Annotated in this window: 15 protein-coding genes; 2 read left to right on the top strand and 13 right to left on the bottom strand. The window is 42.5% G+C overall.

Annotation, left to right across the window (positions count from 1 at the left end; all coding sequences use genetic code 11):
• The first annotated feature begins 6 nt into the window (after positions 1 to 6).
• Together FZF08_RS01035 and FZF08_RS01030 are read left to right on the top strand one after the other, a co-directional pair.
• Complete coding sequence (locus tag FZF08_RS01035; RefSeq protein ID WP_159466765.1) at positions 7 to 249, top strand: hypothetical protein; 243 nt, start codon at positions 7 to 9, stop codon at positions 247 to 249.
• A gap of 178 nt (positions 250 to 427) precedes the next feature.
• Positions 428 to 721, top strand: a complete 294-nt coding sequence (locus tag FZF08_RS01030) for a hypothetical protein (RefSeq protein WP_159466764.1) — start codon at positions 428 to 430, stop codon at positions 719 to 721.
• Between the two features lie 93 nt (positions 722 to 814).
• Here the strand turns inward: FZF08_RS01030 and FZF08_RS01025 are convergent, their stop codons facing one another.
• The 13 genes from FZF08_RS01025 to FZF08_RS00965 form a co-directional block, all read right to left on the bottom strand.
• A complete protein-coding gene (locus tag FZF08_RS01025; protein WP_229216375.1) occupies positions 815 to 1528 on the bottom strand; it encodes a hypothetical protein in 714 nt (237 codons plus the stop codon).
• Positions 1529 to 1547: 19 nt separating this feature from the next.
• A complete protein-coding gene (locus FZF08_RS01020; RefSeq protein ID WP_159466763.1) occupies positions 1548 to 2312 on the bottom strand; it encodes a LytTR family DNA-binding domain-containing protein in 765 nt (254 codons plus the stop codon).
• Positions 2313 to 2339: 27 nt separating this feature from the next.
• Entirely contained in the window at positions 2340 to 3404 is a 1065-nt protein-coding gene (locus FZF08_RS01015; protein ID WP_159466762.1) for a sensor histidine kinase, read from the bottom strand.
• Positions 3405 to 3490: 86 nt separating this feature from the next.
• Positions 3491 to 4444: a fasciclin domain-containing protein gene (locus tag FZF08_RS01010; RefSeq protein ID WP_159466761.1), complete on the bottom strand. Its 954-nt coding sequence runs from the start codon at positions 4442 to 4444 to the stop codon at positions 3491 to 3493.
• A 218-nt stretch (positions 4445 to 4662) separates the two neighbouring features.
• A complete protein-coding gene (locus FZF08_RS01005; RefSeq protein ID WP_159466760.1) occupies positions 4663 to 5355 on the bottom strand; it encodes a MarR family winged helix-turn-helix transcriptional regulator in 693 nt (230 codons plus the stop codon).
• Between the two features lie 27 nt (positions 5356 to 5382).
• Positions 5383 to 6450 carry an oxygenase MpaB family protein gene (locus FZF08_RS01000; protein ID WP_159466759.1) on the bottom strand — a complete coding sequence of 356 codons (1068 nt, stop codon included), beginning with the start codon at positions 6448 to 6450 and terminating at the stop codon, positions 5383 to 5385.
• A complete protein-coding gene (locus tag FZF08_RS00995; RefSeq protein WP_159466758.1) occupies positions 6450 to 7703 on the bottom strand; it encodes an NAD(P)/FAD-dependent oxidoreductase in 1254 nt (417 codons plus the stop codon). The genes FZF08_RS01000 and FZF08_RS00995 overlap by 1 nt, the downstream gene beginning before the upstream one ends.
• Before the next feature lie 4 nt (positions 7704 to 7707).
• Entirely contained in the window at positions 7708 to 8352 is a 645-nt protein-coding gene (locus FZF08_RS00990) for a flavin reductase family protein (RefSeq protein WP_159466757.1), read from the bottom strand.
• A 1-nt stretch (position 8353) separates the two neighbouring features.
• Positions 8354 to 9070, bottom strand: coding sequence for an SDR family NAD(P)-dependent oxidoreductase (locus tag FZF08_RS00985; protein WP_159466756.1), 717 nt, complete (start codon positions 9068 to 9070; stop codon positions 8354 to 8356).
• Positions 9067 to 9747, bottom strand: a complete 681-nt coding sequence (gene folE, locus FZF08_RS00980; RefSeq protein WP_159466755.1) for a GTP cyclohydrolase I FolE — start codon at positions 9745 to 9747, stop codon at positions 9067 to 9069. Before folE ends, FZF08_RS00985 begins: the two co-directional genes overlap by 4 nt.
• Positions 9748 to 10053: 306 nt before the next feature.
• The gene (locus FZF08_RS00975) at positions 10054 to 11487 is read right to left on the bottom strand and encodes a TolC family protein (protein WP_229216374.1); all 1434 of its coding nucleotides are present in this window, start codon (positions 11485 to 11487) and stop codon (positions 10054 to 10056) included.
• On the bottom strand, positions 11484 to 12818 hold the full coding sequence (locus FZF08_RS00970; RefSeq protein WP_159466754.1) for an HlyD family secretion protein: 1335 nt from the start codon (positions 12816 to 12818) through the stop codon (positions 11484 to 11486). The genes FZF08_RS00975 and FZF08_RS00970 overlap by 4 nt, the downstream gene beginning before the upstream one ends.
• Positions 12799 to 14484 (bottom strand): peptidase domain-containing ABC transporter, encoded by a 1686-nt coding sequence (locus FZF08_RS00965; protein WP_159466753.1) that lies wholly within the window; start codon positions 14482 to 14484, stop codon positions 12799 to 12801. Before FZF08_RS00965 ends, FZF08_RS00970 begins: the two co-directional genes overlap by 20 nt.
• Positions 14485 to 14554 lie beyond the last annotated feature (70 nt).

Below are 14554 nucleotides of genomic sequence, written 5' to 3'. Positions count from 1 at the left end.
GCAATAATGACCATACAATTGATAAAAGGCGAGTTCGAGGCTAATGATGCGATTCACCTGATCACACAAATGATCCATATTAAAATAAAGTATCATGAGCAAAAAATTAACCTAGATATGAATGAAGAAGATATCAAAAGCCGGGAAAGAAAAATAAGAAAACTTCAGGAAAATCTCTTTGAAATTAAAAAGTATATTGATAACGGTTCGGGCAAAGTTGCAATCGAGTCGCAGGTTGAGGTGGGATAGAAAAAGGTGTGTCCTGGTAGTAAGATGTGCATCTCCTTATCAATTTAGAAAAGGAGATGTACGTCCTCCTGCACAATATGGTCAAGGTGTTTTCGAATAAACCTTCCATTCTTTTTGCCTGTGCTGACAGCAAATTATTGAACAAAATAAACCTAAAATAACTTGACCGCATAGGAACATGGAAAATGGTGACATCACTTTAATCTCTGGTATTTACGAATTTGACGATGCCCGTGACGTATTATTAAGTCTGATCAATCAAAAAATCAGTTTTCACAATTTAAGGAATTTTAGTATGCAGGAAAGGTTTGGGATAAATGATAGTACCAGCGAATCCAATATTGAGATATTGATAAAAGCCAGGCTGGAAATAATGGACTATCTGGTATTAGCAAAATCTCTTGGGTGCCTGCTATCAGTACAGTCCACAATCTCCATCCAGTTGCTGCCGCCAACCCCGAATATAAACTGAATTTATCCGTAATCGTAATTCAGATTAATTGAGAAAGTTGCAATTTTCTCAGGGTTTCAGCCCAATTACTTTGAACTAGTACAAGTCAGTAATTCAAAACGAAAACCCAGCCCGCAAAGACAGCCGGTTAAAGTCTTCCAGCCTTTCTGAGCCAGCCTGGGTTACGGAGGACCTTTGGAAGCGGTAACCTGCTGCAATAGTAAATCCGGTGTTTCCGTTGAAAAGTATTTTTAAGCCGATACCCGCCGCGAAGGTGGCTCCTCCACTAAACCGGAGGCTATCCACATCATTGGAAGTGGCATTCAAACTATATCCACCTTCCAGAAAATAAAAAGGAATTTTTGATCCCTTATCTGTAAAATCGCCCCGAAGGCTCAACACTACCGGGACGAATGTCTGCACGGCATACAAGTCTGCACCAATACCAAGGCCAGTGTAAATCCACTGGCTAAACTTATATCCATTGGTCGTTTGAAAGGAAAATGCGGAGGTAGTTACGCCATTTGAGGCCCTGTTGCTCATAGCTAAAGGGCCAAGCTCGGTATAATGGACAAACCCTCTTTTTTTGTATCCAATGTTTGGGTTGATCATTTTTTCGGCGATCACGGTGTCGACGTCTGATTTTGGGAATACCCAGATACTTTTGTCGTAGGTTTGAATTTTATAATGCTGGTCTGTTTCAAGTATCCGGCCATAAATCATGGAGCCGTTTTTGAGATGTATACTGACTTCACTGGCCTGCTGACCAAAAACTACTGACATCCCGTTTGCAATCAGGAATGCACAAAATGTAAATAGGAATTTCATAAAATGGAGGTATGTTTTGTTAATTGTCAAGCCAGGTCTTAAAGTCATTGCTTCTGTATTTGCTCACAAAAACGTCCTGATTGAAAGCAGGTTTCAAAAATACCTGTAATCGGCTGCTTAGCAGAGTCTTTACTTTTAGAATTGCCTCAATTCTGGCAATGACTTTCCTGTTGATCCTAAAAAATAATGCCGGATCAACCATTTCTTCGAGGCTTTCCAGATTACTATCCATCAGGTATTTTTTTCCTTCATTGGTGACCATGAATACAGACTTACCATCAGCGTAAAAGTAGGCCACTTCTTCAATGTATTTAAAAAGTATGGTGTCGCCAAATCTGACAAGAAACCTGGATTTGTATTTTTTTGTCAGTGACTGGATCGTCATCCTGAGCTTTTCAATATCAAGAGCGGAAATGCTTTTGCGATCCTGGTTTAGGTTATGGTATTTTGTCAAAGCCTTCGTTAAATCTTTTTTGTCCAGCGGTTTAAGCAGATAATCGATGCTGTTTATTTTAAACGCCTGCAATGCATACTGATCGTAAGCAGTGGTGAAAATAACCGGACTTTTTACAGAAACTTTATCGAACAAGCTAAAACAAAGCCCGTCGGCAAGATGAATATCAAGCAGCATCAGGTCAGGTTCAGGATTTTGATTGAGCCACAAGGCAGCTTCTTCGATAGAATCCAGGGTATCCATTACTTCGATAGCCGGATCGTGTTCAGTTAATAGTTGGGAAGCTCTTTTAGCCGAGAGGGCTTCGTCTTCTAAAATGAGTACTTTCATGGAAGGCAATTTTAAGTTTGAGGATAATTAATCTGAAGCAACTCTGTTTACATGCATCATCGGTTGCTGATCAAGACGTATAAGTGGGATAGTTACACTGAATGACTGGTCTGTCCGCTCAACAACCACGCCATGATGTCCCAGGAAATCATATCTTTTTGTAATGTTGGTCAAACCCAGTTTGGTAGATTGGTCTTCTTCCACTATTTTTCTCTGTAAATTATTCCTAACGGTGATAGATGCATTATCATGACAAGATATTTCAATGTGTAGCGGTTTGCTTTTTGAAACAATATTGTGCTTTACCGCGTTTTCAACCAACATCTGGAGGGACACCGGAAGGATATAAGCAGAAAGGCATCCTTCGGAAATATCAACCTGGATGCTTAATCCGGTTTCGAAACGTGTTTTGAGCAGGTACAAATACGATTCAATAAAATCGAGCTCTTGCCATAACTCGATCAGCTCCTTTTCATCGCTTTTTAGTACGTAACGGTACACATTCGAAAATTGCTTTACAAACTCTATGGAAGCATTGGCGTCCTGAGGGATCAGGGCACTTAGCACACTCAAATTATTAAACAAAAAATGAGGATTTACCTGGTTACGAAGTGACTGGAGCTGAGCCTGACTGCTGATCCGCTTGTAACTTTCCAATAACTGGCGGCTTTGTTCGAGCTGTTTCATGTAAAGAAAAATAACATGGATGGTATTCAGGAACAAGTTCACCCGGAAACAGAACATTAGCAGTAGTTTTAAGGGAAGTATCCACTCGTGCCAGTTCTTCGATAAGGTGTAGATAGCCGCCGGAATACCAAGCAGCATGGCAACCAATGCAGTAATAACAGCGCCTCCGGCAAAATTATAACTTACCCTTTTCCAAAAGGGTTTAATGTCAACATCAGAAAGCCAGTTGTCCCAAATCCGGTTACCTTCCCAGATCCCGGCTGTAACTGCAAGAAAAAGAAGAAATATCACCCACTGGTTTGCACCGAGATGATAGTATTCAAAAGACTCAATAAGCAGCGTATTCAGGAAAGAATACGCTCCGAGCAAAAGCATTAACCCGAACCGGTACCTGATGTTGAACATGACTTCGTCAAGTTAGGCAGTAAATTAAAAAGGTTGGCAACCTAATTGAAAAACAACAGTTTGCCAACCTTTATGTTCAATTTAGTTTAGGGCATTAAAACTTTGTCAATTACGTGCACAACACCGTTGGTTGCCAGAATGTTGGCAGCTGTGATGTTAGATGCACCACTTGTTTTTCCTATTACCTTGGCACCTCCCGTCAGATCGAATGTAACGGTACCACTCGTATTCGCAGTGGTTACAGGGCCGGAAACATTAGGCAAATCGGTAGAGAAAACACGACCAGGCACAACATGGTAAAGCAAAACACTGGTTAATAAAGCCTTGTTTGCAGGATCCAGAAGCGTGGCTTTCGATGTCGTTTTATATAATTCACGGAAAGCTGCATTGGTAGGAGCGAAAACCGTCAATCCAGTTCCGGCTGATGATAAGGCCGTGGCTACTGCCGGGTCCGCAGCAAGTACAAGTGACACCAGTTCGGTAAAATTGGTGTCGGCCTGCGCAATAGCCACGAGTGATTGGGTTGGTGGTACGATGACGTTGTCGATGACATGAATTACACCATTTGCCGCGGAAACGTCAGTAGCGATCACTTTAATCTTACCATTAATAAAAACACCGTCAGTATTTTTTGAAAGGTAAATATCATTGCTGGGATTAACGGTTTTAACAGTGCCGCTTTTCACATCAGCTGCTTTAACCGTTCCACTGATCACATGTGTAGTCAGGATAGGTGTTAGAGCATCCTTTGTTAAACCGTCCAAACTGGTGATGCCAGCCTTTGTGAAGGCGGCATTGTTCGGTGCAAATACCGTAAAGGGGCCAGCGCCCTGAAGGGTGGTAACCAGTTCAGCTTTGGTGAGTGCGGCTACTAATGTAGAAAACTGCGGATCCGCTGAGGCGACTGCCGGGATGGTACCTAAGGCAGGTGGTGTAGGCTGATCATCATCATCGTCGTCACTGCATGACGAAAGCGTAAAAGCCACCATGGCAGCAAAAAGGCAGGTTTTTAGTGTTTGAATTGTTTTGAAAGTTTTCATGAGTGAAATGGTAAAGTTTTGACTAAGATTAACATACAATCAATTCTATAACTTTCGAATTGCTAAAATCCGTTCGCTGTCCGGAGTAAAACAGTAGTAAAACGGAACGAATCGCCCTTTTTTAGGTATGTACAGAACATAAATGAAACACCATTTAATTATATCAATGGGCTCATTTTATAATTTATTCCCGGCTTGCACTACCTGGTATTCTAATTTTATTGATCCCTTGAACTTAGCTGTTCTGCAAAAGATTTCAGGTCGGCTTTGTTCATGATCGTTTTCTTTTCGTGATGTTCCAAATGGAAATTTTCCAGTTTTTGAAGCAGGTATTGAAGCGTCAGTTTTTCAGAAATTGTCAATTTACCGGTTATCATTTTGCCCACGTTGCTCATATCTGTAAACACGTAGTATAGCAATTCTTTCCCTTCTTCGGTAATGGCAATCTGCTTGCTTCGTTTGTCCTCTAAATCGTCCCATTGCTTAGCGAGGCCTGCTGCGATCAGTCTTCGGATCACCTCCGTGCCCGACGTTTTTTCCTGTAAATTATGGCTGATCAACTCACTTTTCGACAGGTGATCGTGGGTGAGCAGAAGAGAAAGGCAAGTGAAATCCTCGGCGGTCAGAAGCGGTGTACCTTCCAGTGCTTTTTTTATATAAGACTTAGCATAACGGCTCATATAGACAAACAGCCTGCCGATATTGTTGTCAACCTGGTAAGCAATTTCCTGCGCCGCACTTTCATTTTTACCAAATCGTACATCTGTACCAGCCAGGCTATCTATTGGATCACCAATCTTCGTGACCAGAAATCCTGCAAAGTCCCGGATGGTTACCGGACGGCCTTGATTCTCATTTTCAAGTTGCTCTGCAAGCGTAATCAGTTCATGAATAAGCTGGTATGATTTCATGTCAATATCATTAAGGGAGATTCAAATTTAAATACTGCTGACGAGTTCCGGATTTAGTTTCCGGAACGCTTCGTAGGCGTTGGTGTAATTCTGACTGAGGTTGCCCTTTGGAATAAAGCTTTTGAAAAGATTGAACGTCCTGATCAATGCCAGCTTGTATGCAGGTAGTTCCGGGGCCTTTATGGCAAGCATATCGGCGATTTCGCTTCCCAACAGATACCGCATTAACCCCATGATATCGTCCGGCGTAGCTTTACTCGTATTTACAGACAGAATGTGGCCGATCAGAGATTCGGTCAGCTCTTTTCCATGCGTTGAAACCCGGAACTGGCGACGTTTGATGGCAGCGTCCAGATGCTTAGCTTCTGTTTGGTTTTCGGGAATCATGTCCTCATCCAGGCCGGTCAGATAACCAATCACTGCCCAGGTGTGCAGAAAAGCCTGCTGATCCAGACGGCTAACTTTAAAACCTAACATTTGCAAACCGCGGAGTACAATTAATGAGAAGGAAAGATTTGTACCTGCCATGTCTTCCTGGTTTACCGGCAAACCCCAAGTCTCATCCCATTTTCCGCTTTGCAGTGTATAGTAACGAATCGCGGCGTGTATAATACGGACTTTTAAAATCTGCTGATAAGCGTTTCCGTTTTCAACAAACGCATCAGGATCCATCATGTCCCAGACAAATATCGCCGTATCATATAATCGTTTAGTAGTTTGTTTCTGGATCCTTCCTGAAACATACAATACCATCGCACCATGCGCAGCAGTATAACAATAAGGAAGCGACAACAATCCAAGCAGGCTCATGATCATTTCAGAATGCCGCGCAAAAAGAGCCGAACCAGTGCTCATCAACTCAGGTTCTGCCCATGATGGCAATTCTTGTGCTTTACTGATGAATTCAAATTCAGGAAAAATAGTTGTTAATGATTCAGAATCGCTATTTCCGCCTGCTGAATACATCCAGTTTTGTAACAGGAGTTTTTTATTTGGATCCGCAAAAATAATTTTTATAAAATCATCGGCAGGCGGATCGCCCAACAGTCTTTTCCTGTTTAAAATTTCGTCGCTATATATTTTGTGATCAACCATTATGAATCTAAGGTAGTTATGAGCGCTTCTGCTGCCAGTCTCCCGCTTTTCATCGCTGCATTTATAGAGCCATTCATTAAATAATCCCCACATACAAAGCAGTGTGGGTTTAACTTCATCATCTGATTATCCGGCTCATTGGTTACATAATCATCATCCGGCAGCGCATAAGAGATATGATACGTTTTAAGATGTTTCCAGTGCATTGCTTCCGGAAACCAGTTTTGCATTTCACTTATTACGTTGGATTGAAGTTTTGTTCTTTCTATGCAGGAGTGGTCTCCGACAAGCGAAAGTGAAATTAAGGTATCACCATTTTTTGAATAACTTGGTGAGATCTGATTCATCATGGCAATATTATTAACCAGCTTTCCAGATAGTGTATTTAAAGCAATCAGCGGGTCGGTGAACGGTTTACTATCGGAAGTAAAATACATATTGGTGACAGAATGGTATGATTTTACCTCCTTTTGAAAAGGTTCGGGCAAATGAAGCTGATCCGTGGCAATGAGAACAGCGGTAGCCTGGTGAACTGAACCGGCCAACGTTTTTACATTATTGCCATCAATTTCTGTTACTTTTTGATTAAAGACAATTTCATCGGATGACAAATCCCTGGCTAATTGTAACGGGATCATCCCCATTCCTTTTGCGGGAATAGCGGCATCGCCCTCACTGAACATCTTAAATACAAACTCAAACATCCGGCTGGAAGTACTTAGTTTATCTTCAAGAAAAATACCGGTCATAAAAGGTTTGAAGAATGATTCGAGGATCTGATCACTAAATCCTTCATTTTTCAGATAGGCTAATGTAGTTGTCTGTTCCTCAGAAAAAATATCAGCGATACTTTTGCGGGCAAGTTTTATTTTTAGCCCGAGCATCCGCATTTTATCACCTAATGTACCGGCTGGGGATAGCAAAGTGCTGATCAATGCACTCGGCTGTCTTAAAGGATCGCCGATTTTGGTCATACCGTTTTTGTTCAGGATTAATGCACCCGGGTCAAATTTACGCAGATCCAAAGCATCATAATCCAAAAATCTTTGGGTTTCGGGGTAAGCGGTTAATAAAACCTGGAATCCTCTGTCCAGAAGAAAGCCATCAATCTCCTCTGTTCTTACCCTGCCTCCCACCTGGTCAGAAGCTTCCAGTATCTTTACTGATTTACCTGCTGCTTTTAAAACTTTGGCAGCCGTCAAACCCGCTAAGCCTGCACCGATAATGATTACATCTGTGTTATGCTTCATCATCCGTTTAATTTGTTAGGTTTAATTCCTGTGGCTCAATCCCTGGTTTAGCATAAGCAAGTCGCCCGACAACTTGTGGAAGGAAATAGGCATCCAACCCAGCCACTGTCATGGTTTCTGCTTTTACATGATCTACGGTGCCATCCGTACCAATGACCGATTCATCAGCCATTATTTCAATAATTTCGCCAATGACAATGGTAGTACCATTCATTTCCATATCTATGATTTGTCGAAGCTGCAAACCGATCCGAACCGTTGACTGCTCAACAAAGGGCGCTGTAAAACCATAAGCATATTTTTCTTTAAATCCACAGCTATCAAATTCTGATTCTCCGGATGGATAACTTGCACTGGTTTGATGGGCCTTTTTGTACCATTCAGGCAAAACATTGTTCAAGGTATACTGGCTTGTTGCTTTGATGTTTTTAAGGGTATCGTTGTGTTCGCGCTCCGGCCTGATGACCATGCCCAAGAGAGGGGGATTTGCTCCTAAATGAAAAGCGGAACTAATTAAACAAAGATTTGTCACGCCATCTTTGTTTGCTGTGCCCAACAGGTTTAAAGACTTATAACCTACTACACTATTGATCAGACTAATCCTGTAATGTTTTTCCATTGCAGTAATCTGGTCACGACTGATACTTGTCATATTACGATGTTTTTAATTTGCCCATACCACCGTCAATGCCAATAACCTGCCCGGTAATCCAGCTGCTGTCATCTGAAAGTAAAAATGCGATTGCCTGACTGACATCTTCCGGTTGACCGTATTTTGCCAGCGGGTGCCTTTTTGCAGATGCTTCCCTTTTTTCAGGAGTGCTTAACAGGTTTTGGGCCATTGGGGTATCGGTCAGAGATGGAGCGACTACGTTCACCCGTATTTGCTGCGCCGCCAGTTCAGCGGCCAACGATAGTGCCAGGCCTTCCACAGCACCTTTTGCCGCGGATATACTTGCATGGTAAGGCAAGCCGGTTTTGGCAGCAACAGAACTAATTAAAACCACAGAGGCTCCGGCAGCACTTTTTAGTTGTTTGAGCGATTGCTGAATGATCTGTACTGCCCCCAAAACATTAATGCGGTAATCATTCAGAAAGTCGTCTGACGTCAGCCGGTTAAATGGTTTTAGATTGATACTGCCTACGGAGTATACCAGGCCATGTAATTGCTCAGGCAAAAAGGCTGCGATAGGCTCAGTGTTGCCTGTGATGTCAGCTTGAAGGTGTTTTATACCAGCAGGTAAAACACCAGCCTCATTTCGTGAGATCACATAAACTGCCGCATCGTTTTCGTTTAAAAATTTAACGAGTGACAGGCCTATGCCGGAACTTCCGCCTACGACTAATATATTTTTTCCACTGAAATTCATCTTTCGGTATAGTTTAGGAATTCATTTTTGGTTTCGACATTCAGGAATTTTCCACAGTACTGCGCTGTACGTGTTGAACTGTTTGCATCCCTGATCCCCCGGCTCGATACACAGTGATGGTGCGCGTCAATCACAACCGCTACGTCTTCTGTTCCAATAGCTTCTTTGATCATATCTGCTATCTGTACTGTCAGCCTTTCCTGGACCTGAGGCCTTTGAGAACAATACTGGACGATCCTGTTCAGTTTGGACAAACCTATTACCTGCCCATTACTGATGTATGCGACATGAGCCTTTCCTACTATAGGTACAAAATGATGCTCACAATTGCTGAAAACCGCAATGTTTTTTTCAACCAGCATTTGATTGTACTGATAGGTATTGTTGAAAAGGGTTGGCTTTGGTTTGTTAGCCGGATTTAACCCGCTGAAAATTTCTTTGACATACATTTTAGCCACACGTTTTGGTGTGTCTCTTAAACTGTCGTCTGACAAATCCAGTCCCAGCACCTGCATGATTTTAGCAAAATGTCCGGCGATCAACTCCATTTTTTTTTCATCATCCAGCTCGTTATTGGTCGCTGGCGATATATGGGTTTCAAAAGTTTGCTTTTCTTCATCCCAATAGGTTGTACGATGGCTTTCTGTTTGGTGATTTACAGTATCTTCTTTTAGCATGAATTGATGTTTATTTTAGAAAAAACTCATTAAACTACCCAACCGGATATAGATATTGCAGTCTGGACGATCATGAACGTAGTTTGCTGGTCGGGATAATTATCTTGACCGCAATTTTAATACAATATTGTATTAAAATAAAATATTTGGTATAATATTATACTATATATTTAGATGGAAGTGTTTGTTATTCATTTTGACAGATTAATGATCCGTAAGAATTCTATCATCAATACCCTCTGTGAGTAGTTCACAGAGGGTGAAGGTAACCTGGTGGCTTGCAGCCTTGGCTGTTTTGTGTAATATTTAATCCAATAAACCTGCGCTCCATTGGAGAGCATATGCCGTTTTGAAATATTTGGTCTTGAGTTCAACGAGTTTTTGCCGGGCCTCCAGTGCCTTGTTTTCACGGCTATTGATCAGAAAAAGTGAGCTTTCTCCACCTTCAAACCGTATCTCTTCGGCTTTTACCAGTTGCTGGTAATTTTTATAGTTCAGACTTTGCAAGCCTATCTGCTCTTTGAGGTAAACGAGCTCATTGTGGTATTGCCTGACCTTTATTTCCAAATTCAACCGCTTCTGTGTTTGTCCCAGCCGGGTTTCCTGGATTTTGAGCCTTGCCTTTTTATATTCTCCGCGGCCAGCTGAAAGTCGTAACGGTATTTCAAATTTAAATCCATACTGGTAATTATTATCAAAGATGGCGGATTCTCCCGCGCTCGCCAGAGCATTGTATCCTTTGCTGAGGTGGTTATATCGGAAGTCTGCTTTGGGCAATAGTTCCTGGAATTTTAGTTTTTTATCAATATCCAATGCGCGAAGTTTGAAATCATAAGTCTGCAATTCGGGGTGCGTCTGCGCCGCAGCAGAAAGCAGACTGACCAGTTGAAGGTCAAAGTCTTTAATATTTTGCTCATTGTCCCAGTCTGCAGGAGGGATGACGGTCTCCGGCAGATTATAAGGTTCACTCCTTTCGTTCCACAGAAAAGCAGAGAGCTGTAAACCAGCGTTTCGAAATTCTAACTGATACTGATTTTGTTGATATTGAAAGCTTTGTAGTTGAGCGAGTGTCTCAATGGTGTCAATGGCCGCACGCTCTCCGTTTAGCAACGACTTCCTGACAAAATCCAACCGTTGTGTATTGACAGCCACATTGGCCTGCACAACAAGATATTGATTGTAACTGTTTACCCACTGCCAGTAGGCCTCCATGGCATCCATTGACAAGTCGTTTAAGGCCAGTCTTTGTTCGGTGTCGGCCATGGATCTGAAAATCCGGGCCTGTTTCAGAAACGCACGCCTTTTGTCCATCAGAAGATCCTTGCCTAGGGGAATACTCACACCGAGAAATGCAGACTTGCCCTTTGTCATTGTCGGGTCTAGCCGCTCTCCGGTATAGTTTTCAATTCCGCTGTGTACTTCAATCCCATACCATGTAGGAACTACAATTTCTGGTGAAGTTCTGTTATAATAGTTGGTGCCGTCAAAGCGCTTACGGGCCATGTAAGCGCCCACAACAGGGTCGAAGCCGCCGCGTGAGATCAGCACGTCGGCCTGCGCTTTGTCTATATGTATAGCTGCTTGTTTTGCAACAGGATGGAATTTTTTCACCAGTTCCAGCACCTGTGCCGCTGTCAGTGTCATCGTTGAATCCTGAGCAGTGGTAGGATTGCAGATTGCCAGCCCAAAGATCATTGTCAAATGTATGGCCAAACTTTTCATGAAGAGGCTGAATTTCATTTTTCTTTGTTTTTATCTTTCGATACCGTGTCTTTCAGGGTGTAATAGTCGGGCGGAAACCCATTGATGTTACGCCAGAGCTCGTACCATACCGGCACGTCTTTCAGTAATGCGATGCCCTGTGCACCAGTCCCGAGTTTCAGCTGTTGTGGCCAGGGGCGGTCCTCAGCATCTTCGGCTATCAGCACTCTAAACAATCCGTTCGCACTGATGGTGTGTTCATAAGCAACTACCTTCCCTCCGAATGTGCCATAACTGTTTTCGGGCCAGCCACTGAATACGATGGCCGGGAAGCCATCAAACATAAACCTTACTTTTTGTCCGATGCTTATAAGTGGAAGGTCTACCGGGCGTACGTACATCTCTACCGCATAATTTACCCGGGTGGGGACGATGACCGTGATGCGTTCCCCATCTTTGAGTATTTCACCTATTCCTGACTTATTAGCCTGAACAATCTGTCCGTCTTGTGGTGCGAGGATCACATACATGCCGTTTCGGATCGTATAATTGGCCACCTGGTTTTCCAGCTTTGCCATTTCGCCTTCCCCGGTTGCGATATTGCCCATGCTCTGTAACCTGTCACCTTCCGCTTTGCTGATCTTTTCGGAATACTCTTGCTGGACACCATTTTGTTCGATCTCTACAATGAGCATTTCCTGCCTGGTCTGGGCGATTTTGTTCTCAGCGGTTATCTTTTTGGCAAATGCATTCTGAAAAGAGGTATTGCGCTGCTGAAGCTGGGTTTGGGAAACCAGGCCCTGCTCGAACATTTTCTGCTGCCGTTCATACTGATCTTTTGTCAGATTAAATTCATTGACAACTGCTTCCAGTTCAGCCTGCTCGCCCGTTAATTTGTTATTGAGCTGGGCAATCTTGTTTTTGAGTTGCTGTATCTTAAAGTTTTTGGCGGCCTGCAATGCTTCCATTTGTGATACCGAAGTGGCTGCTTTTCCTTTATAGAAACGAATGGAACCTTTTTTCGCCTCCACCTGCTGCTGGGTTCGACCGACAAGATTAGGGTCCAGATAATCTTCTTTGATTTCGGATATCTGCATAATCGTATCACCCTTTTTGACAAAATCGCCTTCTCTGACTGACCATTTGACGATTTTGCCGGGAATAGGAGAGTTGATATTTTGGGGGCGCTGTTCCTGGTAGAGCGATGTAATATCACCTTTGGCTTTTATGTTCTGGGTCCATGGTAAAAAAAGACCTAGTACAAGCAGGATGATAATGCCAAAAAACCAATAAATGACCTTGTTGTTGTGATCATGGAGGTAAATTGCATCAAAGGATTTGAGTGGGATTTTATATGTTGCCTGATCCATTTTCTATGTTTCGGGTTAGTGTTGCTGTTCCATTGGTAAGTATGATACGATAGTCGCACTGTTGTAAGAATTCGGGGTCGTTGACGGCAACCACAATGGATGCCCGGTTAGGTCTGCCCAACAGATATTCCATCATTTTCTGTTTTTCGTGTCCCGCCAGTCCTTCCCACGGATCTTCCAGAAGTAAAAGGTCGGGATTATTCAGCAATGCCCTAAGCAGGGAAATGTGCTTGATATATTGGCTGGGGAGGTTCTTTCCATCAGGGTCAACCTGTGTTTGAAAGCCTTCCGGCAATAAATCCAGAAAACCGGAAAGTCCTATTCTTTCAGCCAGATCAATAATCTGATGGGAACTGATGTGATTTCTGCCCACAATAATATTTTCCCAAACGGAACCGATGAATATATCTTTCTGATTGAGGCACATACCTATTCTTTCTCTAAGTGCTGAAAGCTGGTAATTGCTAAGTGGAATTTTGTCGATCAGCAGTGAGCCGGAGAAATGCTGAAAGTGGCCGCCCAGGATTTTCAGAAACGTGGATTTACCCGTCATCCCGGCGGTGGAAATTCCCACCAGACTCCCGGCAGGAATGCGAATGTTGACATTGCTGAAAATCTTTTTATCATTAGGGAATGAAAAAGAAAAATCAGTCAGGTCGATGCTGACTCCGTTTCGGGTAGATTGTAAAGTGAGATCACCTTCTCGCTCAGAGAGGTTTTCAGTAACGGTGGCCAGCTTTTCGAGTCCCGTAGCCACATCATAAACACTATCCAGGCTAACGATTAATTTCTCTACTGCATTGATCACCGTCAATACCACGATTTCCGCTGCAATGAATTCGCCAATGTTTAGTTGCTGTTCGAGTAAAAGATAAGAACCACCCGCAAGCATAGCAGTAGTAATGATGACCTTGGTAAATACAAGGGTTTTATATTGAAAAAGCAGTACAGAAAAATGGTCCGTGCGCGAATTCAGATATCTGTTTACATAGGTATCTGTCCTTTCCAGATTAAAGTTGGTATCATAGCCCAGTTTAAATGGATTTATCACCCTGGCCATCTCTTCAAGCCATCCCACTGTTTTATACTTATTGACACTCTCTTGTAGACTGGTTTTCAGACCATTTGCACCGGTTAACCGAAAGATCAGTGTTAGCACAAAGATCAGTGTTAGGCCGAATACAATGAAAAAAGGATGGTAAAGGGCTAGTAAAATAAGACCAAAAACAATCTGAATACTTGCCACCGGAACATCCAGCAGCAGTTTTGAAAGGCCTTTTTGTACGTTGAGTACATCAAAAAAACGATTCACTTTTTCAGGAAGGTAAAATCCATCCGTTTTAATCAAATCAAAACGCGGGATTTTATCCGCAAACTCGAAAGCATAACGTGTAAATATTTTCTGCTGGATTTTTTCAATAATTTTCATTTGATTGATCTGGAGGATACCAACAGCGGTTACGCCTGCCACCACCAGGATGATCAGTACATAAATGGAAGTCACCATAGATGCTCCTAATACAAATCCGATAATGGCCTGAATACCAAGAGGTAGGCTCAGGTTGACAAGGCCACTCAGCATTGCATAAAAGTAAATTGCACCAATATCAGGCCGGTCGAGCAAGATCAGGTTCCATAATCTTTTAAAAGGATTGACCTTTTCCATAGATGATTGTTTTTAAGATTTGCAAATATAACATTGCTTTATTTTATAATAGTATTACTATTGCAAAATA

Origin of the sequence: Dyadobacter sp. 3J3 (genome assembly GCF_009801115.1) — a bacterium.
Taxonomy (GTDB): Bacteria; Bacteroidota; Bacteroidia; order Cytophagales; family Spirosomataceae; genus Dyadobacter.
The sequence above is the reverse complement of the archived record's forward strand: the minus strand, read 5'-3'. Positions and strand labels throughout refer to the sequence as shown.